This is a genomic window from Psychrobacter urativorans (genome assembly GCF_001298525.1).
GTDB classification, from domain to species: Bacteria; Pseudomonadota; Gammaproteobacteria; order Pseudomonadales; family Moraxellaceae; genus Psychrobacter; species Psychrobacter urativorans_A.
This window is the reverse complement of sequence record NZ_CP012678.1, coordinates 287,785-310,371: the sequence shown is the minus strand read 5'-3', so window position 1 is coordinate 310,371 and position 22,587 is coordinate 287,785. Positions and strand designations below refer to the sequence as shown.

Below are 22,587 nucleotides of genomic sequence, written 5' to 3'. Positions count from 1 at the left end.
GGTAAGTAAGATAATCTAGGACAGCCCCTGAATTAATTATCTTTACTGGCGGTGGCCTCACCTATCCTCACCCTTGAAAATCATCTAAATTTTTTCACACAATAAAACCCCTGGAACTTATAACAATGGCATTTATAGACTCAATAGATAATGAATTCAAGATTAAAATTGAAGAAGAGTCACAGACTGATTTACTAGAAGTGTGGAAGTATTTAGATAATGACACAGTATTTAAACTGAAATTTTGGTATGCAAAAAACTCACTTAATGAAGAGTTGACCAAAGAGATTTGGTTAAATGAAACTCGGCAATTAAATAAGCTAAAGTCTGTTACTAATGCAGAAAAATATCTTGAAGTAATCCATGATAGCTTCATCGATAACAGTGGTAATTACTGCTTAATTTACCCAACTGATGAAGAGTCTAAAATACTGGATACCAAGCTAATAGAAGTAGAAGCCAAGCCCGCAAGGATAGGTTTGTTTCCTAAGAGGAAAAGTCATTGGTTGAGCAAAAACAAGATAATGTCTACCACCAGTAGAATGTTTTTATGGAAGAATATATTAAGACTGGTAGAGGGCATTGAGATATTGCATGGCCAAGACATCATTCACAGAAACATCAATACTAATAGCGTGATTTATAAAGAAAGTGAAGAAATTGACGACACAGAAAGATTTGTGCTGAGTGGTTTTGAAAAATCATTAGATTTTAACAAGATTAATAAACCTATATTTATGGGTGAGCACAAGGATGTTATTTGCACAACTCACCAAGACTGGAGCGACTTAGGCGTTTTAATATTAGAATTATTGGGAATTGATTCCGACAGTTTTCACGAAAAATTACTGCGCAACGAAGCATTGGCGTTAAGACTTCTACTAGAAGGCCATTCAACCGGTCATACTAAATTAGTGGATAAGACTCAACTAAAATTATTGGTAGAGCAAGCCGTTACAGACTTGTCAGAAGTTGATAATTCATTCTCGCCGGTATTCTATATAACAACAGCAAGCTTTGACTCTGATATATTTGGTGACATTAGAAACGTTATTAAAAATTACTTAATCGACAATGCAGTTCAAAATTATGATGCTCAAAACCTAACAAAGTCTGATGTTATCGACATTATCAAAGAAGATATTACGTTAGACCCCTTCCGTATATTTAATGATAGGTATCGCAATGAATTTATTTTAAAAGGGAAGAATTTTCTATATAGATTTAAAGAGTTCAAGCACGATAACTTTGGTGATTGGTATGTTTCTTACATAACGGCCATATATGATAGTGTCCCTGACTGGCTGAATTATGCAGAAACCATCGAAATTAAGGGGAACTTGGTTTTTACACCTAATGCATTTAGGCTTATGCAAAAGAACGAGTTTTCGGATGAAAACTCATGGAAGCTAAAGTTAATACAGTTCAAAAAAGAGCAAAAGTATACAGAATCTGAGCTACAATGCCTTCAGGGGTTGTTGTTATCTTTTGCGATTGACGTAGCGCGCTCGGAAACGGAAAAGTACCTAATTAGCCTAGATCGCATTGAAGATGATCAACTAAAAGAGGGAAAAGGGTTAATCCTAGATGATGGGCTCTTTTATTATACGTTAGAGTACAAAAAAGAAAATAATGATATTAACAACAAGCTATCAGACTCACTAAGCCTAAGACAGCCTTTTGATAGATTTAAACAACACTTTAGCGATCTATCTAAACTTACTGACAAATGGGTTATTGAGACTACCACCAAGTCTCGTAGAAGCACAGACAAAAAAGACAAGTTAGATGCGGAATATGTAGGGCAATCACCCAATCTAGACTATATATTCTCCACAAAACAACCGTTAGAGCGGAGCATAAGTAATTTATCAGAAGAATTGGTTAGAATTTACCCTAAGGACCATGATGGAACAATCGCTCAAATTGAAAGGCGGGAGAGAATATTTTATTTTTTACTCAATCAAAGCTCTTTAATATCAAGTATCGCAGACCCGTCCAAAAAATTCTTTGTTACCTCTCGCAAATTTGATCTTGAGGCTTCTCTTATTTCATTAGATGAATCCAAAAAAGAAGTGTTTTCTTCTTTGGTGAAAACCCAACCAAATTACTTCATTGAAGGCCCTCCAGGTGTGGGTAAAACACACCTTATAACCACCTATGTTGATTATCTTTTCCACGAAGAAAACAGCTCAAAGGTGCTTTTGTCTGCTCAGAGTCATGCCACTGTCAATATGCTTTATGATGAAATCACTGAGAAACTCAAAAAGCATGAGTCTTTTGATAGCCTAATTATCATCCCAAACTTTAAGGCTGAAAAAAATGACGATGGTAGTAATGCAGAAACCCTTATTCAAAACGCGACAAACCCTTATATTGATAAATTCAAAAAAAGCGAGATGTTTAGTAAATATTCCAAAGAACCGCTTATTAAGCAGAAGCTCGATAAATTTATTAGTAAATCAGACGCTAAGTTTTTCAATCAAGTTTTACGTGCCGCCAATCTAGTATTTACAACCTCTAACTCTAAATTAATGGAAGAGTTGATAGAGAATAATATCAATTTTGATGTGTCTGTTATGGAAGAGTGCGGCAAGACATCAGGTATCGAGTTGGTATTACCAATGATAGTATCCAGCAAAAGAGTTCTTATTGGTGATTACAAGCAACTTCCAGCATTTTCAGAACAGGATGTCCAAAAAATTATCAGAAACCCTGGTAATTTTGATATGAGCTTGGTTATAGAGCAGCTGTCAAATATAGGATTTAGAAAAGGCGTCATTTTTGATCTTGATTTTAACTATGCTGACATAAATAAAACCTCTAAAGCTGAGCATTTTAGCAACCTTTCTAAATATTTTTCTTTATTCAAAAGTCTGTGTCAAAGTGCAGAAAGTATTAGGAGTCGAGGAAAAGAAAGTTTTGGTAGTATGATCGATACACAGCATAGAATGCACCCTCAGATTTCTCGGATTGTTTCTAACGCTGTATATGATGGTAAATTAAAAGATTATCCTCAAACCGCAGATTTCTATAATAGCGCGTCCCCATTTATCTTTAAGGACTCTAAATTAGAAGGGTTGAATAAAGATAATGCAGTAATATGGGTCGATTTACCTGATAAAAATAGTGATGTTAGGATGCGTAGTCTTGAAAATAAGAACGTCAATAAACACGAAATCCGTATTATTAAAGAGTTATTATCCAAAATACATACTAATAGTGATGAAGATTATTCAATCAAGATACTGAGCCCTTATGTAAATCAAGTGAATATGATCAATAACCTGGTTGAAAAGAGTGAGATAAATAGCTGTTTTTCGAGCAAATATAATGATCAAGACATAGCAAAAACAGTAGACTCTTATCAGGGTGATCAGGCCGACGTTATTATTATTAGCCTAGTAAGGCATAATAGTTGTCAGCCTATTACTTCTGCTTTGGGTTTTTTATCAGATATGCGCAGAATGAATGTACTGCTGAGTAGGGCTAAACATAAAATGATTATTGTTGGCTGTTTCGGTTTATTCAGATATTGGCAGCTGCTTGAAAATAAAGCTTATGCTAACAATAGGGGTTATTTGGACGATATGGATAGGGACTTTTTGAATCTCTTTGTTGAAATGTTTGTTGATGATTTTGGATTAATGAATGATCATTCAATTGATACTGAAAACAAGGTGTTTAATAACATTAACTTTGTTCAATCAAAATCATTTTTGGGCCTCTAATGAATAAAGAAAACACTATAAAATATACTATTGCTATCCCATTCCTCACTAATGAATATACATTTAGTATTAGTAGAAAAACCAATTAGTCAATTATCGATTACCTTTTCTTAAAAGAGTTAAGTCAAAGAGAGATGACTGTTAAGAGTCTTAGTGACTTCTCCAATCTAGAAACTCAAGTTGTCATTCAAGTTTTACTACCCATGTGCAATGTCGGGTGGATTGATATTGTTACTTCTAGAGACAGTTTTATTTTTAGAATAACGGAAATGGGTGAGATAGCTTATTATTTAAGCGTTAAAGAACATGAGCTCATTTGTAAGGTCGATAAATATCAAAAAAGAAGAGAAGTTTTTGTAGATTATTTTGATAACTATTACAGCTTTTATAGTTTTGACTCCCCTTTGCTTACTCATGCAAGATATATTAGTGAGATGAATAAAAACAAGAATATAGTTACCTTGCCTATAGATGATAGCAATTCTTATCCCAAGTACACAAAAATGTATAGCGTTATGGCCAGGGAGCATGAAAAAATAGACAACGTACTTGACGAGGCTGTATATACATTAACTACTAAGAAATATTTACTGGTAGATATGTTGTATATAGAAGGTCGTGAGCAAGGAAGGATAATCGATGACAACAAAGTAAAGAAGCTGAATAGCAAGCTTATTAGACAAATCAAAAATACACTTCCAGCTATAGTCAAGGATGATAATTCTTTGCTTAAAGCACATTTTAGCAAAGATGAAAATAACTATGAAGTCAAGGTTATTGCCAAGAGAGGCGATGTAGATTTTGTTTACGGCGGTCAAAACACCAAAGCCAAGCTCATTGAGCTAATCCAGTCCTCTACTGACTTTCTAGTCATTCACTCTACTTTCATAGGTAAATGGTGCATTGTCAATGATGATGGCTATACTCATCTTTTTCTAGAAATTAAAGAGGCTTTGAAACGAGGTGTTCAAGTTTATATTTTATGGGGAAAGAGTAATGCTGAAGAAACAGATGAAAACTTTGAAAAATCAGATAGTGAAGATAAGGCTGTTGAAAGCAAATTAAGAGACTTTAATGAAAGCTGCCACCAGGAAGGCATGCTAAATGTTGTAAATTACAATGACTTCAGGCGTACCGACTCGCATGCAAAATTCGTTATAACCAATCATGGAGACAGAGGGTTGTGTACTATGGTCAGCTCATGCAACTTCTTATATGCAAAATTTGAAAGATTTGAGGCGTCAGTTGTTGTTTATAACGATCAATTTACTAAATATTTTTTAGAGATTGCTGCTAATATTTGCTGCGGAAAAAGCACTTTTGACAGCAAAGTGCGCAAGGAGTTTCGAGGGCTTTCAAGCAATATAGCTGATACACCAAATGACGTTGATATTCCTAACAATGAAAAGCTGGAGCTGCGATTAGTACTAAAGCACCAGCATCATAGTTATATTGACTTAGCCGCTCAAGCAAAAAACAAGATATATATTATAAGTGATTTTATAAACACCTCACCTATAAGGCCTATATTTGACGCTTTAAAAGAGTCAGAAGCTAAAAAACATTATTATTACTCTAAGAAATCAAGTTATATCGATCATTCAGAAATTGTTGAGATGCATGATGATCTGAAGTCTGCCGACTCTCTATCTCAATTGGGTGCGCATCATTCCAATAGCCATGCCAAGGTATTAGCTTGGGATAATAATGACTTGCTGATTACTAGCTTAAATTGGCTGTCTGCAAGTGCCCCTGATAACCTTGTAGAGATTTACCACGAAATAGGTGTTTATGTTCAAGGTTGGAATGTAGCTAAAGAATTTATTAAAGAGTTTAAAAGTCTTTAAATCCAAAGTAACGCTATGAATTACCAAAAAACTATTTTGAGATAGCCCAACGTGCCAGCCACAATTAATAGATAAGCCTGTTATTTCGCTCTATGGGCGTTGTTAGTCCGGTTCAGTTGTAAGGTATAACCCTAAACGCAAAACAGCCGCTTATAGCGGCTGTTTTGCGATACTGGCGGGTATAATCGTTATTCCTCCATGCGCTGCTTTCTGAGATAACCGATGTGTTCATCACAGAATTCATCGGCAGCTTTATTGGCAAAATTGGACGGGGCATCATCAATTTGTCGTTCAACATAGAAATTTGCACTATTGGCGAAAACCCGTGAATCCTCGTCTAATCGATGACAGCTGAAAATATTATCAGTTGTAAAATCGAGTGCTATCAAGCGGCTTTGATCCTCAATTCGAGCACTACCGCTCACCACGTTACCGCTTAGGTCTAAAACTGCATTCTCACTCATAATTAATTCAAGCTCATGACTGCCCTCCACGTTGATTTTAGCTAACGTGTCATCAGTCAAACAAAGTAAGTCCCGATCATTAAAGCTCTTTGGAGTAGATGTCATGCTAAGCTCAACGAAACATGAACCCCTGGTTACAATGCTTGATAGTTTTTTAAGGTTTATATGCACTGGAATATTTTCTGTTAACGGCTCTTTCTTTTTTATATAAATGCCGGTAACCACTCTTTTTTTGCCTGTACCACCCCAAAAAATTTGTATGTAATAGGTGTCACATACTTCATAAAGCTTGAGCTATGCTGAAGAAACCGTAGAGATAAACTTGGTAAACTAACGACTCGATGAGGAGTTTACCATGACCAAGAAAACCAGAACTTATAGCACAGAATTTAAAGCAGAAGCCGTTAAGAAGATAGCAGACAATAATGGCAACATTTCAGCTACCGCAAAGCAGCTTGGCATAGCGATGCAAACCTTATCAAACTGACAGAACAAAGCCAATCAAGGCAAGCTTTTAGGAACTGAGCAGTATGACCCTGAGCTTATGGCAGCTATTCAGGAGATAAAGCAACTCAAGCGGCAGCTTAAAGTGGCTGAAGAGGAACGAGAGATACTAAAAAAGGCCACGGCGTACTTCGCGAAGCACAGTTGATGAAGTACGTCTTTATCAAAGACAACCAGCACCTTTTTAGTATTACCTGCATGTGTCGTGTATTAAACGTAAAACCATCAAGCTACTACGACTGGATAAATCGTGAGATTAGTGAACAGCAGATACACCGTAACTACTGTGAGCTATTAGTTAAAGCGGCTCACAGTGAAACTAAAGAACGTTATGGTGTTGATCGACTACATGCCTACCTAAGTGCGCAAGGGTATGCTATCAGCCAATATATGATTAGAAGCGTTAAAGAAGAGCATGGCATCAAATGCCGTCGTCACAAACGTTTTAAAGTCACTACCAACTCCAATCATAACAAGCTTGTCTATCTAAACATGCTGGATCAGCAATTTGATGCTAAGCGCCCCAATGAGTCTTGGGTCAGTGACATCACTTATATCTGGGCTGCTGAGGGTTGGCTATACCTAGCAGGTGTTAAAGATCTCTACACCAAAGAGCTTGTTGGATATGCCATAAGTAAGCGCATGACCGCCGATTTAGTCTGTCGTGCACTCAATATGGCTATCAAAAATAAACGACCCAGCCAAGGACTGATTGTGCATTCTGACAGAGGCAGCCAGTATTGCAGTCATGCCTATCATAAAATCATCAAGCAGCATCATTTCAAAGGCTCAATGAGTGGTAAAGGTAATTGCTTTGATAATGCGCCAATAGAGAGTTTCTGGGGCATATTGAGGAATGAGCTTGTATACCATCAGGACTATAAAACAAGGTTTACAGCGACCAATGAGATCACACAATATATTGAGCTGTATTACAACCAAACTAGGATTCAAAAGGGTTTAGGCTATCGATCGCCAAGGCAGGTGTGGTTTGACTCTGACCGTCAGGCTGCGTAACTAAAATCTCCCAAGTTTAACTGTACGGATTTGACGGCAGGGGTCATTATATGTGCATGTTGCATTTCCTATTTTAAGTATATGGTGTAAATCAGAACCTTAGCGACAAACTAAGAGGTGTCGGGCGTATTGATTGATATTTATTCTTCTTCGGTGGCATAGCCATTTACTTCAACGTCGCCAGTGATATCGAGCTGTACTACAATCAAAAGAGGGTTCAAAAGAGTTTAGACTATAAGACACCAAGGTAGATGTGGTTTGACTTTTATTGTCAGGCTGCTTGGTTAAAATCTCTCAAGTTAATATCTACGGATATGAAATCATAGATAGCTCATCTGTGGGGTTAAATTCCTGCTCACAACTATTCAGAAGTGAGCGAGGATAATGGGACGATATTGCTTGATATGGTTAAGAACTACTTAATCAAATAAATAGTATAGTTAATTACTTAAGGCGCTCGTACACAACATCATCAACGTAAAATTTATCAATAGTACCATCACACAATAACTCTTTTCTAACAGCCATAATTTGGCGTTTTTTCTTAAGATCGTCAGGCATTATTGGTTGAGCGTATTCTGAAGTATCAGTAAGCGCTTCAATGTCTACACCAGAGTCCCCGTTAAGACCGTGTTCAGCTAAGACTCTAGGCTTTTCATCTTGAAGTATTGCATCGTTATTTATAACTTCTTGCACAGCGCTATCTCGGGAAGCTTCATGCATAACTACATGTATTGCTGCAAACTCTGCTACGCTTTCTCGGCTTAGCTTAGACATAGGTATACCTATAGATTGATAAATAAACTTACTGATGTGTGTACTAAGTTATTAAAGTTCAAGTTTAGCAGTGCTTAAGCTTGAGATTCAGTCACCTAAGAATACCAACACTCATACACAATCTGAATCAAACCATGAAACTTAAAACAATAGTTTAATGCCATTGTCTGACACGCCTTCAGTCGTCCCTAATTCGTTAGCCGCTCCCACTACCATGCTGGCTTTTGATATGGGGAAGTAAAGATGCCACTACGCTATCCTATAAGCGAAATTGGTTATTAAAAAAATTGGAATCGACAACCAAAGTGCAAGCAGCTCAAAACTAAAGCGCTGACTTTGCAGAAATTTTAGTAGTTAACTTATAGAGTTACCCCTGCCTAAGAAATTTATCATTACTGCATGCTAAATACGCTTGATAGTGATAGCGCCGACGATCCTGTTGATTTTGAAAAGGCAGTGACAAGCAATCATTAAACAGCCTTTTAAATCCAAGCATTACCAATGCAAATGCGAATATTTTTTAATGAATTTTCTGCCAAGCCGCGATCAGTGAACACTGCCTTTAATGCACTATCGGGTGCAGCTGTCGATAGTGACCGCTGAATAAATTAAACAAGCTAGAGGGAAGTTAAGAATAGCTGAAAAAGAGAAATTGGAATGAAATGAGGAGAGGTGATTGGTTTAAGTTAAATATTAAGGTTCATGAACCATCAATTTTTTTCCTAACTGTAGAGCATTGTTTTTATTAGTTAATCATTCCTATTTTATTGTGAACCTAGCTTTAGGTACGCATATGTTAAATAGACAGTACCTGATGATAAGTTCATAGAATTATGACTATGTAATAAATGATTAGTAGATTTAATTGATTTAGGTTTAGAGGCTGAGAAAAGCCTTTAGCGTGCCACTTCGTTGCATTCAGTTAGTTCTTTCGACTTGGCTGTCCATGCTTTACCCGCTGTGTTTTTGTAATAGCTGATTTTACCAATACGTGTCACCAAACTTTGGCAAGAATCCATAGATAAATCATTACCCCAAGGTCCGGTTAACTGGTAACTTTTTCCATTACATTGCCAACTAATAACAGGACCACCTTCAATGGGTACGGTCACTTTGCCTTTATGGCTGCTGCCTGCCGTCCATGTGGTGGCAAAACTTGTTGAGGCTAAAACTAAAAGTACACTGGCGAAGGCTGATTGTTTAAGTAAATTAAGCATAGCTACTCTCCTTATTTAGCTTGATTACTCTGAATAAGTTGAAACGTTTTAAGTATGTTTCGATACGGATTCATAGCTATTTGAGCATTAATTAATGCAAGGTAGATTAATAAGTCTTTACTTTATTGTTATACAGCGCATTATTAAGGGATAGAAATCAGAGAGTCAAATTATTTTAACTGACTACCCTATTATATTTAATAGACAAAAAGTAGTGGTGCATGCTTAAGTGATACAACCATTAAGACTGCTAACTGAGCCAACAGGCTATCTATAGTATTCATTACCCAGTCTTATCCAAACAATCTTACTTCATAAATAAGGATGTGTCATGAATAAGACTGATAAAGATACTAACCCTACTCCCAATGCGCAGGACGTCCCTGTGCCCCGAGATCCGCTTGAAGCAAAAATTACTCCCGGAAATAACCAGCTACTTCTAAGCGATTGGGAACCACCGCAATCTGGTATTGTGCCGTTGATCCGCTTTAAAAAGAACTGGTACAGTATCCTTTGGGCGCTACCAATCATATTCGTGCTGTTGGTTGCTGCAGTGGCAATAGCTCAGGGACTACGCGAAGTACCAAGTGTGCAGATGTTTATTGAACATTATCCAGGTACGCCCGCCTCCGCAGCGGTTGTGGAAACAGGTTTTCCGCTCTGGTTGCGTGTATCCCATTTCCTCAACCTGCTCTTCATGACCTTCATTATCAGGTCTGGTGTGCAGATATTAGCCGATCATCCGAGGCTCTACTGGCACCGCGACAGTACTCCTGGCACCGAATGGTTCCGCTTTCAGAAGCCAGTACCGGAAGGACGTGTTTGGACAGCTAAAGATGACTCAGTAACAATTCCAGGTTGGCTTGGTATTCCCGGTGTCCGTCATTCAATCGGTCTGGCGCGCTGGTGGCATTTTTCGGTCAATTCGCTTTGGCTGCTTAATGGTATTGTCATTTACATTCTGCTGTTCTCCACCAATCAGTGGCAGAGGATTGTCCCTGTAAGTTGGGAGGTCTTTCCAAACGCGGCATCGGTTGCTTTGCAGTATCTGTCGCTCAACTTTCCGCCCGACGAGAGCTGGACCAAGTATAACAGTTTGCAGCAACTCGCCTATTTCATCACAGTCTTCATCGCAGCTCCCACATCAGTGTTTACTGGCTTTATGCAAAGTCCTGCCTTGTCGAACCATCTTGGTTGGTTTGGACGTGTCTTTAATAGGCAGAGAGCACGCTCGATTCACTTTTTATCACTGTGGTGGTTTCTATTTTTCATTCTTGCGCACGTGACATTGGTATTTATTACTGGGGCACGCGTCAATCTGAATATGATGTGGGCCGGCGTCAATGATGATTCGTGGAGTGGCTTCATGGTATTCATTCCGCTCATCACTCTCGTTGGTATATTGTGGGCTATGGCATCGCCTTTTACCATTCGTCATGCGCGACTGGTACAGAGAGTTGGCGCGTTCGTAGTCGGTCCAATCAAAGGTTGGGCGGAGTGGTTCGATCCCAAAAGTGAGTTAACCGAAAAAGATATTTCTCCATTTTTATGGCCTAACGGCACGATGCCTGATTCTAAAGAGTTTGAAGATTTAGTAGCAAATGACTTCGCCGACTATCGGCTACGCATCGACGGATTGGTCGAACGGCCAGCCGAATACTCGCTGGCTGAGTTGCGGGAGATGCCGCAGCAGGAGCAGATTACCACGCACTTTTGCATCCAAGGTTGGAGTGGTGTCGCTAAATGGACTGGCGTGCCGATGCGCCATATTCTAGAGCTAGTACGCCCGACACCAGAGGCTCGCTACGCAGTCTTCTACTCTTTGGCAGACGGTGCTCATGGTGGTGTCTACTACGATTGCCATAATATGGAGAATATGCGACATAAGCTAACTATCCTAGCCCTCGACATGAATGACGAGCCACTCAGTGTCTTACATGGCGCACCGCTACGATTACGCTGTGAAAACGAGCTTGGATTCAAGATGGTTAAATGGGTTACGGCCATTGAATTTGTCCACGATTTCGCTGATCTCGGCTCAGGTCAAGGCGGCTACAACGAGGATCATGAATTTTATGGTTATAGGATGCCTATCTGATGGTTGAAGCGTCTGATCGGACAAGATTTTTCGCTCACAGTTTGTTTATTTATTTAGGAGACGTGTTGAAAAACCAGATAGTTATTAGCTTTAAGTTCTTTATAGATAGGGTTATTTTAAACTCAGAATACTTTAAACAAAAAAGCTCTAACCGATACTTGAGTACCGCTTAGAGCTATTATTAAGTAGAATTATAATTAGAATATTAAAAGTTAATGGATAGCATGCTTAGCGCTCATCATCAGAGATTTCTAGGCGACTACTAATCTAAGCGACTACTAATAATTGCCCCAGTCATGCTATCAACAACGACTTTGTGTATCTCATTGCCTTTAGCCACTTTAACTTTATAGACTGACTTGCCATTGTCAATATCAAACTTCACTTCAATGACTTTGCCGCTTACATTTTGAGAGGCTTTTTGCATGGCTTGAGTTAGGCTAACTTTAGCCTGCTTCATCGCTTTGTATTCTGCTATATCGTCTTTATCAAGCTTTTCTTGTTTAGTGCTTAAAACCTTACCGGTATCAGAATCGATTTTTACTTTATGTTCGGTATTAAGTTCGATGAACTTGACTTCGTATTTACCGCTTGCTGAGTGACTATGCTGGTCAAACTCTGCACTGACAAGATCCCCTTTAACCGTTTTCTTACCAATAGCAATGGCTTGATCGAGGCTGATTTTACTTTGCACTGCTGCTTCCGCTTCACTGATCTTCATGGTTGGTGTCGCAGCCTGGGTCGGAGTAGCTGCTTGGGCTACAGAAACAGTAGCGCTGCTAACCGCTACCATACCAAGTGCCATAACAATAGACTTACTAACCATTGATAGTTTTTTCATGACGTTCTCCTTGTCTTTGAGGTTTTTTTAATTGATTCTAGTTACAGTCCTTATAGGTTTTACAAGTTGCTGTATTGATAATTCAATCATACCGAATAGGACATAAAAAGCTTAGCATAGATGCATGATTAAGTTCGTTTCATATTTGAAAATTTCAATTATTTAGACTTATATTTTATGAGGATACCTATCAATACTAGCGACACATAATATAACTAAATTTACATTCATATTTAGTTAAGCTGAATGGTATTCATACATTTATTCAGTGGAGTCTGTTATGAAATTATATATTATGCCTGGCGCCTGTTCTTTTGTTCCACATACGGCACTTGAGTGGGCAAAAGCAGATTATGAGCTTGAAATCTTAAATCATAGCTCCGTCAAATCAGAGGAATATCTACGTATAAATCCGCAAGGTGCAGTACCTGCCATAGTAGATGGTGAAACGATAGTGACGCAGAATATTGCTGTACAAACCTATATTGATGCTAAATATCCTGACGCTCATATCTTCGGTAACAATAGCTCTCCTACCGAACGCGCAGAAATTACGCATTGGTTGGCATTTATCAATTCAGATGTGCATAATGCGTTTAAGCCTTTGTTTAATCTAAGTGGCTTAGTATCAGACAAAGCTGCACAAGAAGAATTAAAAGAAAATACGAAAAAAAGTGTTATTAACTTGCTGAAATATCCCAATGAACAACTGGGTAAGCAAGACTATCTCACAGGCACTAAGACTACAGCGGACGTATATCTATACGTGATGTTAATGTGGGCGAAGAATATGAAGCTGGATTTATCTGCCTATCACAACTTTAATGCGTTCATTAACCGTATTGAATCCGATGCTGGTGTGACTGAAGTGCTACGCCAAGAAGGTCTTAAAAAGATGGAATCGCTTTAGTGAACCGCCCCGCTACTGTCAGAGACTTAATATTCTGAGAGGATACAACAATACTGGGGCAGTTCCGTTATTAAAAAACGTTATTTCGAGTTAGTCTCGACTAAATTCATTTTGCACACTGCCTTGCACAAGTATATCGGCTCACTTATCAGGCTGATCTACCTTACCAATACGTGTAGTCATTGATGCCCTGAAGCTCAGAGAATAAGTCTATTCAGGCTCGTGATGGCTTGAGCTCGACATACTTAGATGGTGTTGATTGAGCGTCGATAGCTATTCTGCCTAGATTCTAACGACCATTTAGGTAAAACAATTGTGGTGAATTAAATGATAAGAGAACTTAAAACCTTCGTAGCGGTTTGCGAATTAGACAGTTTTGCCGCCGCTGCTAGGCAGATAAACCTGACCCAATCTGCGGTCAGTGCACAAATGAAAAACCTAGAGGACGCTTTAGGGTTGCCGTTATTTACCCGCTCTGCCAGAGCCATTACGCTCAATCCGCAGGGCACGCGCATTTTACCTATCGCCAAAGAAATTTTAGCCCTCTATGCGACGATGCAACTGCCTTCAGACACTGACATCGCTAGCTATTACGGGCAGCTCAAGATTGGTGCTATCAACTCCGTGCAAGTTGGTATTCTACCGGAAGCTTTACAAGCCATTAAAATATTAGCACCGCTGATGCAGACTGAAATTATTCCAGGACGCTCGACAGAGTTGTTCGAACAGCTAGAGGCAGGCAGTATAGATGCCGCCATAACTGTACAGCCTGCTTTCACTTTGCCTAAAGATATGGTTATTGAACCTATTATGATTGAGCCTTATGTGCTTATTAGCCCAAAGAAATGGCCTTTTTACAGTCTCAGGCAAACGCTTGAGCAACATCCTTTTATTTATTACACGCTCAAGTCCTCAGCCAGCGTAAAATTAAGTACATTCCTAAAACAACAAAATATCAAAGTAAATACAGTCTTGGAAATTAATGATCTTGATGCCATTGTTAGAATGGTTGAGTCTGGCTTAGGGGTTGCTTTGATTCCTTATGCGGGTCTATGGATTAGAAGTGCTGCACCGGTACAAATTCATCATTTAGGCGATAATACTTTGGTACGTGAGATTGTACTTGCCTATCGTTATGTGGATCGCCAACAGCCGAAAATCAATGTTTTAAAACAGGTGTTAGCGCTGTGATTTATACAGAAACCCTATAAACCTATATCTTCTAACTCTTTTCATGTGATTAACCTACTGTTTTTATCGCGCGCTAACTTATACCCAGTCAGCGCGATTTAGGCATCTTATGCTTTATAAATCAGTCTTTCCTAATACGTAAATTCCCCGCAAAAACTTCATTATAAACTTTCTTAGAATCCTCTACTTCTCTCATTTATATTTTGATAGGGCAAGCTTAACTTAAGCTTGTTTATTAAGCCTCAATTTTTTTTGGGCTGAGAACGGAATATTTACGTTTTTCTTGTGCCTTATTCTCGGTTACGATGACGCTACTTTATTTAATAGCACCAAGAGCATGTCATGAAATTATTATATTCTTATCTCGCCATTCCTATACCTGATCCCCCATCCCTGTCTATCCTATAGCAGTGGCATAAGTCTTTTAAAATAGAAAGTAAGCAAGCGATACTGTTTTTTAGCGCCTTACGATAGGTAGCTTTACTATTTTGTACTGACTCTGTGCTGTTCATTGCTAGCCTTACACCACTGCGGCACCACAACTTGGCTACAACCCATTGAATTTAACTTGTACTCAAAGACTTGCAGGAGTAAGTCTCGCTGCATTGTGCTTACCAAAAAATATAATTTTAAGGAATTAATAAGCAAATCACATCAAGGAAAGATGCGTTATAGGGTCTAGCAAGAAATGGTGATCCTATAGCAATTTACATATGGACTATGGCACGACTTAAAATTACGCACACCAAGGGTTACAAACACCAAGGACAGGATTTATGTGGAAAAATATGGGACTGACCGGCAAGATTATTGTTGCTATGGCGCTGGGTATTATAGTGGGTTTATTTATAAACTATTTTGGCTTGAATGCTGAAGGTAGCTTTGTTAACACCTATGTAACCAATGGTTTTTTTGCCATCATCGGTAAGTTATTTGTTAACTCGTTAAAAATGCTCGTGGTACCACTGGTGTTGATTTCGCTTATCTGCGGGGTTTGCGGCATCGGTGATATACGTTTGCTTGGTCGTATCGGTACTAAAACTTTCTTGATTTATATGTTAACGACAGCGCTAGCGATTGCCACCGCTATTGGACTTGGGGTGCTATTCGGTATCGGGAAAGGCATGAATATAGCAACCGAAGCGGCATTTGAGGCAGAGACAGCCCCGCCGTTGCTCGATGTATTCTCCAATATTATCCCCTCCAATCCGATTAGCGCGATGGCAAATGGCGATATGTTATCGATTATTTTCTTTGCGGTCTTAATCGGTATTAGTATCTTGATGGTTGGTAAGCCTGCCAAAGGTTTGGTACAAAGCTTAGAGCTGATTAACGAGGTCATCTTAAAGATGGTGACCATCATTATGAACCTTGCTCCTTACGGCGTCTTTGCACTGTTAGCCAAAGCCATGTCTGAGCTGGGGTTAGATCTGATTTGGTCACTGCTTGGCTATGTCGCGGTACTGGTTGGCTCACTGGCTTTCCATTTCTTTATTACCATGATGATTGTTTTAAAGGTCTCTTCAGGCTTATCAATCAAGACTTTTTTAACAAAGATGCGTGAAGTACAGATTTTTGCCTTTAGTACGTCAAGCTCAAATGCGACGATTCCGATTACCTTGCGTACCGTTACTAAGCGTATGGGAGTCGATAATTCTGTGGCATCGTTTACCGTACCATTTGGGGCAACCATCAATATGGATGGTACGGCTATTATGCAGGGTACTGCGACCATTTTTATTGCCAATATTTATGGTATTAATTTGGGTGTAACTGAATATTTAACGGTTATTTTAATGTCCGTACTTGCCTCTATTGGTACGGCAGGCGTTCCTGGTGTTGGTTTAATTATGCTATCGATGGTATTTGCGCAAGTGGGTTTGCCTATCGAAGGCATTGGACTGATATTAGGGGTGGATCGTATTCTTGATATGTTGCGTACCGCAGTCAACGTCGGCGGTGATGCTGCTGTGACCGCTATTGTAGCGAAATCTGAAGGTAAAATGGATTTGGCAATTTACAATGATCCCGACGCAGGAGCGAAAGAAATATTTGATGGGCATATCGATGAAAACAGTGAACGCGAATTCTCTGAAGTTTTCAGTGATGGCATCATGGGCAGTGAATATGATGATATTAAGCGAATTTCATAACTTATCTCATCAGCGATAAAAAATTACAAGCGATACGAATAAATCTATTATTAAGCAACCCCTATACATTCCTAAATAATTTTGGAGGTCTGTACTACTCGCTTAGATAATGGCTTAATATATGAAAATTAAACTTTTCCTCTTTTACTCAACTCAACATTAAGAAGACCCATGACTATGGAAACTACCATGCCACAAACCAATGATCAGCCTCTTATTCGCACTGAAAAAGACCTACTTGGCGCCCAAGCCGTTCCTGCAACTGCCCTTTACGGTATTCAAACGCAACGCGCGCACCAAAACTTCAATATCACTGGCGTTCCAATCAGTCACTTCCCTGATTTGATTAAAGCCCTAGCCATGGTCAAATATGCCGCTGCGCGCGCCAATCATCAACATGGACTGCTTAGCGATGAGAAAGTCAACGCCATTACCGAAGCATGCGAAGATCTGATTCGTGGCGAGCATCATGAACAGTTTATTGTTGACTTAATTCAAGGCGGTGCGGGCACTTCTACCAACATGAATGCCAATGAAGTGATTGCTAATATTGGTTTGGCAAAGATGGGTTTTGAATACGGACAATACAGCCATCTGCACCCTAACAATGATGTCAATCAATCGCAGTCCACCAATGATGTCTATCCTACTGCCGCCCGCTTAGCTATTATCTTTGCGGCACAGCCTCTCAAAGAAGCCGTTGCCAATCTAGAACACAGCTTAGCTGCTAAAGGTCAAGAATTTAGTAAAATCCTTAAAATGGGTCGCACCCAAATGCAAGATGCCGTACCGATGACATTGGGGCAAGAGTTTAACGCCTTTGCTAGTGATTTGGGTGGTGAAACTGCTCGTATTGATCACAGCTGCCGTCAGTTATGTGAAGTGAATTTAGGCGGTACTGCTATTGGTACGGGCATTAATGCGCCCAAAGGCTATGCGCACTTGGCTATTAGTGAACTGGCAGATATCAGTGGTTTGCGCGTGCGCCTTGCCCAAGACTTGTTGGCAGCTAGCTCTGATATGGGCGCCTTTCTGACCTTTTCAGGAACGCTTAAACGGTTAGCGATTAAACTGTCTAAACTCAGCAATGATTTACGTCTATTGTCGAGCGGTCCACGCACTGGCTTGGGTGAAATCAATCTACCCGCCATGCAACCCGGTTCATCCATTATGCCCGGTAAAGTAAACCCAGTCATTCCTGAAGCAATGAATCAAACGGCGTTTCAAATCATGGGTACTGATATGACGGTGACCATGGCGGCAGAGGCAGGACAATTACAGTTAAATGCTATGGAGCCATTAATTGTTTATAACCTATTAAACAACGCCCGCATGTTAGAAAAGTCCATTCGGATGCTGGATGAGCTGTGCATTCAGGGCATTACGGCGAATGAGGCACGTTGCGCGCAACACTTAGAAAACAGCATTGGCATTGTGACGGCTCTGGTACCTCATATTGGTTACGATAATGCCAGTCGCATCGCAGGTCACGCCTTGCTCAGCGGCTTAGGGGTTGCGGAACTGGTTAGGCAAGAGAAGCTGCTCAGTGATGAGGAGTTGGCGGCGATTTTATCTCCTGATACGATGATTAATAACGTTTAACTTATTAGCTTTCTTATTGAAAGCATCGTTATTCATTATTTATGATAGACAACTAAAATGACCGTGAGACTATTCTCACGGTCATTTTAGACTCCGACACTCTTAGCGCGGTTCAGTTCAATACACCCTAATAAGCATATAACTTTTCCAGCCTTATTGCTTTTATTCAGTTAAAATAATGGTTATTCAACCACGCAGTAGACATACGGTTACCCAACTAATATGCAACAGATTCTTGATGATATTGCCGCAGAGATGGCAAGTGAAACCGACCATGGAAAAGTAGCGGATTATATCCCACAACTGGCTCATGTAGATCCAAACCAATTTGGTATTGCAATAGCGACGCCGGATGGACAGGTATATGCAGCAGGTAATGCGAGCACCCTATTTTCGATCCAAAGTATCTCCAAAGTATTTACTTTAACCATCGGTCTTGGCAAGTTAGGTGATGGGATCTGGACACACGTTGGTCGTGAGCCATCTGGCGATCCCTTTAATTCGATCACAGTATTGGAGTACGAATCTGGTCGACCGCGTAATCCATTTATCAATGCCGGTGCGATTGCCGTGGTGGATGCCATTATGATGGGGCATGAGCCAAAAGCAACCTTGGGTGAAATTCTGCGATTTGTTCACTTTATTGCCGACGATGATTCGATCCGTTTTGATCATAAAGTGGCAGCGTCTGAAATGCAGCATAGAGATCGAAACGCCGCGTTAGCACACTTTATGAAGTCCTTTGGTCATATAAAGCACGATGTAGATAAAGTACTGGGTGTTTATTTTCATCAATGCTCGATTGCAATGAGTTGTGAGCAGCTAGCACGCGCAGGTCTGTTTTTGGTGTCTAATGGTGTTAATCAACACACAGGTGTAAGGGTAATTAATGCGCAGCAGTCTCGACGAATCAACTCGTTAATGATGATGTGCGGTCATTATGATGGTGCTGGTGAATTTGCCTACCGTGTCGGCCTACCGGGTAAGAGCGGTGTTGGTGGCGGTATTTTAACGATAGCACCAGGTAAAGGCTCCATCGCTGTATGGTCACCGGGACTGGATCACGTCGGAAATTCCAAGCTTGGGTTAAAAGCATTAGAGCTGCTAGTACAGAAAACCGGTTGGTCTGTTTTTTCGAATTAAAAGCGATAACTTGATGTTTTTAATTCGAAAAAACCTGTAAGTACTTGGCATGTCTACTTAATATCAAAACTTACCCTACAAAAGTAAAACCTATCAAACAGCGCTTACTTTAATAGCCTGTGTAAAAATTTAACACGCGATATCAATAAAAAGTCTAATAAAGCGATGATAACAATAGCAATGATTGCCGTTGGAAATAGGATAGCGACAATAAGTAATGGAATGGCAAGCGTCCACCCTATAGTTACACTTTGACTCCGAGCGGGCGGATTGAGTCCAATCATGTCGCTAGCTGAACGAGGACGGCGTTGCCACCACATCACATAACCGCTCACACAAATGGCAATAACAGATAGACAAAATAAAGCATTGGCTAACACACTCCACCACCCAAGCGTACCCATGTGAATAGCTGCACCCGCTGCCATAAATTTGCCAAACGCATTGTAATCATCGAAGCGTATATCAGCCAAAACCTTACCGGAATAGCGGTCAATATGCACGGTGCGGTCAGCCGTTGGGCTTTTCGTATCGTAGCTCATTGAGTCTTGGCTAATCGTCCATACGCCTGTATTCCCTTGCGGTAGATTCAACTGATACCGCCCTACAAAACCAAGCTCACGGGCAAATCGATCTACAGTATCAATCATAATGGGTATATTAGGCGCAATACCGTTTTTACCCATAGTTGTCCCTGATACTGGCATCGGTGTTAACTCTAATACCCAAGGTACGTCTTTGGTCTTACCTGCATTTAAGACGCTACCATGTGTGGGCGCTATGGCTGCTGGTGCGCCATGAACGTGCGGCGCGGCATCAGCGTTATCCATATTCATACCAGCATGATGCTGACTGTGGTCAATCGAGACTGGCATGGGCGCAACGCCCCACTTACCCGCAGGGAACTGACTCCACGACTGTACAATGCGCTCACCCCAAATTCCTGCCCAAGCCATACCTGAAATGCAGAAAAATAATAGCAAAACAGATATCCAACTGCCTAAGGTCGCGTGAATCGTTCGGAAAAAAGAACGCTTTTTCTTTAGAGTGGTATCATCAGGAATCAGCATCGCTTTGACAGATTTACGCTTATGCCACCACAAATACCAACCGGTTAGTATCATTAAAATGGTTAATGAGGTGGTCATTTCTTGAATATAGTCACCGACTTTACCCAAAAGCAAATCACCATGAATACTGTCAAAGGTATAATACAGATTACTATTACTGGGTATGCTGTTGACGATATCCGCAGTGTAAGGATTGACGGCTACCATATTGTCATGGTCTTCTGATGTCACTTGAAACAGAGCTACCTTATCCGTATCACGAGGGGCGATATATTTAACGAGGGTACTATCAGGTAGGGTATTGAGGGCGTTTTTAGCTTGCGTAGAAATGGGCGCTTGCATTGCTGATTCGGGGATAACAATGCTTAAACGGTCATTGTCTCGCCCTAGGGTGTTAGACATAACCAACATACCAAGCGCAGTAAAAGCTAAAATCATTAAAAAAGGGACAACAAATATCCCCGCATAAAAATGCCAGCGCCATACGGTAAAATAGCGTTGATTGCTTTTTTGTTTATTCATGAATGTATGTTCCAATAGTTTTGTATTTTCTATCTTGGCGAGCAAATGGATAGTTAGTAGTTTGCTCGCTCGCACGGACTCTGGACTGTTTACTGTTACCCATAAATATTAGGAACATGATGAGTTTTTCGATGATTTGCTAATAATTTCGATATGATAACCGATGCTTTTTGTACCAGTTATAGTCAATCCCTGATAAAAACATTACCCTCGTTTTAAACCAAAAGAAAATCCTGATAATAATTTATTCAGCAGATTTTCGAGCGTAAGTCATTGTCTTAGATGATTTTCGGACTGATAAAGCAGGTAGCGGAAATGACTTCATTGAAGATTTAATCAAGTTATTATTGATAGCGATGCTGTAATATTGCTGATAGCGTTGTTAGAATTAGATATCTAAAACCCCTAAGCCCCTGAATCCCTAAAAAAGTAGAGTTAAAACCTACAGCTCGATGCCTGTATCGCGCATCGCTCAAGAATCAAATACGGAAAATATCCATGACTTCCTCACTGCATTGTCTCTACTCTTTTCGCCGCTGTCCCTATGCCATGCGCGCCCGTCTCGGTCTCTTGTTTGCCGACTTTCCTGTCGAGTTGCGCGAGGTAACCCTAAAAAATAAACCGCCACAGATGCTAGACATTAGCCCGAAAGGTACTGTCCCTGTATTACAGCGTATTGACGGTACTGTCCTTGAAGAGAGCTTAGAGATAATGTTCTGGGCACTTGAGCAGCAAGATCCACAACAGTTGTTGGATGCACAATTTTTGCATCAAGCCAATGCTTTGATTGAACAGAATGACAATGAATTTAAGCATTGGCTCAATCGCTATAAATACGCTGACCGTCATCTTGAGATGACGCAAATAGAGTATCGGCAGAAGGGAGAAGTTTTTTTACAGGTTTTAGAGGATTTACTGACCAAACACGCCTACCTACTGGCAGATAACGTGACTATTGCCGATATTGCCATCATGCCGTTTGTTCGCCAATTTGCCCATGTAGATCGTACGGTTTTCTATAGCCTACCTTACCCAAAACTACAGCTGTGGCTACAGCAGTGGTTAGCGCATCCACTTTTTCTACAAGCGATGACCAAGTTTCAGCCATGGCAAGAGGGTGATGAGATGGTGATTTTTCCTACAATTAAAACAATATGATTAAGTGATTTCGAATGCCTAGTGAAGACCTAATAAGCTTAGCGTAATGGTTTTTAAACGATAAATTCAGCGGCTATTTAGAATGCACTAAACTGTTCGATATAATTCTAGTGTTTACTGACTTTTCCGATTTTATTTTATACTCACAATAACGCCAACGAGTAATTTGTAGACTGGTTCAATAAATACCCTTGTAAAGATGGATTCAAATATGCAAAGTAAGCTATCACTTGTAATAATAATCATTTAAAATAAGCGCTATTTCTGCACATCCTTATTAAACATAAACAGCAAGTATTACTTGATACCTATCACACCAGCAGTCACTGACTGTTCGCTACA

14 protein-coding genes and 1 pseudogene are annotated in these 22,587 nt (G+C 39.9%); 10 read left to right on the top strand and 5 right to left on the bottom strand.

The genetic code is table 11. The annotated features are described in order from the left end of the window. The first annotated feature begins 125 nt into the window (after positions 1-125). Positions 126-3,731, top strand: a complete 3,606-nt coding sequence (locus AOC03_RS01280) for a DEAD/DEAH box helicase (protein WP_062533242.1) — start codon at positions 126-128, stop codon at positions 3,729-3,731. A gap of 134 nt (positions 3,732-3,865) precedes the next feature. Beyond that, positions 3,866-5,578, top strand: a complete 1,713-nt coding sequence (locus AOC03_RS01275; protein WP_062533241.1) for a phospholipase D-like domain-containing protein — start codon at positions 3,866-3,868, stop codon at positions 5,576-5,578. A gap of 188 nt (positions 5,579-5,766) precedes the next feature. On the opposite strand, the gene AOC03_RS01270 is transcribed toward AOC03_RS01275, so the two are convergent. After that, the gene (locus AOC03_RS01270; RefSeq protein ID WP_062533240.1) at positions 5,767-6,267 is read right to left on the bottom strand and encodes a hypothetical protein; all 501 of its coding nucleotides are present in this window, start codon (positions 6,265-6,267) and stop codon (positions 5,767-5,769) included. Positions 6,268-6,397: 130 nt separating this feature from the next. On the opposite strand from AOC03_RS01270, the pseudogene AOC03_RS01260 reads away from it, so the two are divergent. Continuing rightward, positions 6,398-7,563: pseudogene (locus tag AOC03_RS01260) on the top strand (IS3 family transposase). A gap of 444 nt (positions 7,564-8,007) precedes the next feature. Here AOC03_RS01260 and AOC03_RS01255 read toward each other — a convergent pair. Then, positions 8,008-8,340, bottom strand: coding sequence for a hypothetical protein (locus AOC03_RS01255; RefSeq protein WP_062533239.1), 333 nt, complete (start codon positions 8,338-8,340; stop codon positions 8,008-8,010). A gap of 896 nt (positions 8,341-9,236) precedes the next feature. Further along, complete coding sequence (locus tag AOC03_RS01250) at positions 9,237-9,557, bottom strand: hypothetical protein (protein ID WP_062533238.1); 321 nt, start codon at positions 9,555-9,557, stop codon at positions 9,237-9,239. A gap of 331 nt (positions 9,558-9,888) precedes the next feature. On the opposite strand from AOC03_RS01250, the gene AOC03_RS01245 reads away from it, so the two are divergent. After that, positions 9,889-11,655 carry a molybdopterin-dependent oxidoreductase gene (locus tag AOC03_RS01245; protein WP_062533237.1) on the top strand — a complete coding sequence of 589 codons (1,767 nt, stop codon included), beginning with the start codon at positions 9,889-9,891 and terminating at the stop codon, positions 11,653-11,655. A 262-nt stretch (positions 11,656-11,917) separates the two neighbouring features. On the opposite strand, the gene AOC03_RS01240 is transcribed toward AOC03_RS01245, so the two are convergent. Continuing rightward, the gene (locus tag AOC03_RS01240; RefSeq protein WP_062533236.1) at positions 11,918-12,496 is read right to left on the bottom strand and encodes a PepSY domain-containing protein; all 579 of its coding nucleotides are present in this window, start codon (positions 12,494-12,496) and stop codon (positions 11,918-11,920) included. 280 nt (positions 12,497-12,776) lie between these two features. Between AOC03_RS01240 and AOC03_RS01235 the strand changes: the two genes are divergently transcribed. The 5 genes from AOC03_RS01235 to AOC03_RS01215 all read left to right on the top strand — a co-directional run bounded on the left by AOC03_RS01235 (position 12,777) and on the right by AOC03_RS01215 (position 19,495). After that, positions 12,777-13,406: a glutathione S-transferase family protein gene (locus AOC03_RS01235; protein WP_062533235.1), complete on the top strand. Its 630-nt coding sequence runs from the start codon at positions 12,777-12,779 to the stop codon at positions 13,404-13,406. Between the two features lie 327 nt (positions 13,407-13,733). Continuing rightward, a complete protein-coding gene (locus AOC03_RS01230) occupies positions 13,734-14,597 on the top strand; it encodes a LysR substrate-binding domain-containing protein (protein WP_062533234.1) in 864 nt (287 codons plus the stop codon). 776 nt (positions 14,598-15,373) lie between these two features. Further along, positions 15,374-16,750, top strand: coding sequence for a dicarboxylate/amino acid:cation symporter (locus AOC03_RS01225; RefSeq protein ID WP_062533233.1), 1,377 nt, complete (start codon positions 15,374-15,376; stop codon positions 16,748-16,750). A gap of 171 nt (positions 16,751-16,921) precedes the next feature. Further along, positions 16,922-18,352 carry an aspartate ammonia-lyase gene (locus AOC03_RS01220; protein WP_084785732.1) on the top strand — a complete coding sequence of 477 codons (1,431 nt, stop codon included), beginning with the start codon at positions 16,922-16,924 and terminating at the stop codon, positions 18,350-18,352. Between the two features lie 222 nt (positions 18,353-18,574). Further along, positions 18,575-19,495 carry a glutaminase gene (locus AOC03_RS01215; RefSeq protein WP_062533232.1) on the top strand — a complete coding sequence of 307 codons (921 nt, stop codon included), beginning with the start codon at positions 18,575-18,577 and terminating at the stop codon, positions 19,493-19,495. Positions 19,496-19,599: 104 nt separating this feature from the next. Here the strand turns inward: AOC03_RS01215 and AOC03_RS01210 are convergent, their stop codons facing one another. After that, positions 19,600-21,087 carry a PepSY-associated TM helix domain-containing protein gene (locus AOC03_RS01210; RefSeq protein WP_062533231.1) on the bottom strand — a complete coding sequence of 496 codons (1,488 nt, stop codon included), beginning with the start codon at positions 21,085-21,087 and terminating at the stop codon, positions 19,600-19,602. A gap of 498 nt (positions 21,088-21,585) precedes the next feature. Here AOC03_RS01210 and AOC03_RS01205 point away from each other — a divergent pair, with 498 nt between their 5' ends. Continuing rightward, complete coding sequence (locus tag AOC03_RS01205; RefSeq protein ID WP_084785731.1) at positions 21,586-22,245, top strand: glutathione S-transferase; 660 nt, start codon at positions 21,586-21,588, stop codon at positions 22,243-22,245. The last annotated feature ends 342 nt before the right edge of the window (positions 22,246-22,587 follow it).

Excerpts from the sequence above, each read along its gene's own strand:
- AOC03_RS01280 (WP_062533242.1), top strand. The coding sequence starts at position 126 with ATGGCATTTATAGACTCAATAGATAATGAATTCAAGATTAAAATTGAA.
- AOC03_RS01275 (WP_062533241.1), top strand. The coding sequence starts at position 3,866 with ATGACTGTTAAGAGTCTTAGTGACTTCTCCAATCTAGAAACTCAAGTT.
- AOC03_RS01255 (WP_062533239.1), bottom strand. The coding sequence starts at position 8,340 with ATGTCTAAGCTAAGCCGAGAAAGCGTAGCAGAGTTTGCAGCAATACAT.
- AOC03_RS01250 (WP_062533238.1), bottom strand. The coding sequence starts at position 9,557 with ATGCTTAATTTACTTAAACAATCAGCCTTCGCCAGTGTACTTTTAGTT.
- AOC03_RS01245 (WP_062533237.1), top strand. The coding sequence starts at position 9,889 with ATGAATAAGACTGATAAAGATACTAACCCTACTCCCAATGCGCAGGAC.
- AOC03_RS01240 (WP_062533236.1), bottom strand. The coding sequence starts at position 12,496 with ATGAAAAAACTATCAATGGTTAGTAAGTCTATTGTTATGGCACTTGGT.
- AOC03_RS01235 (WP_062533235.1), top strand. The coding sequence starts at position 12,777 with ATGAAATTATATATTATGCCTGGCGCCTGTTCTTTTGTTCCACATACG.
- AOC03_RS01230 (WP_062533234.1), top strand. The coding sequence starts at position 13,734 with ATGATAAGAGAACTTAAAACCTTCGTAGCGGTTTGCGAATTAGACAGT.
- AOC03_RS01225 (WP_062533233.1), top strand. The coding sequence starts at position 15,374 with ATGTGGAAAAATATGGGACTGACCGGCAAGATTATTGTTGCTATGGCG.
- AOC03_RS01220 (WP_084785732.1), top strand. The coding sequence starts at position 16,922 with ATGACTATGGAAACTACCATGCCACAAACCAATGATCAGCCTCTTATT.
- AOC03_RS01215 (WP_062533232.1), top strand. The coding sequence starts at position 18,575 with ATGCAACAGATTCTTGATGATATTGCCGCAGAGATGGCAAGTGAAACC.
- AOC03_RS01210 (WP_062533231.1), bottom strand. The coding sequence starts at position 21,087 with ATGAATAAACAAAAAAGCAATCAACGCTATTTTACCGTATGGCGCTGG.
- AOC03_RS01205 (WP_084785731.1), top strand. The coding sequence starts at position 21,586 with ATGACTTCCTCACTGCATTGTCTCTACTCTTTTCGCCGCTGTCCCTAT.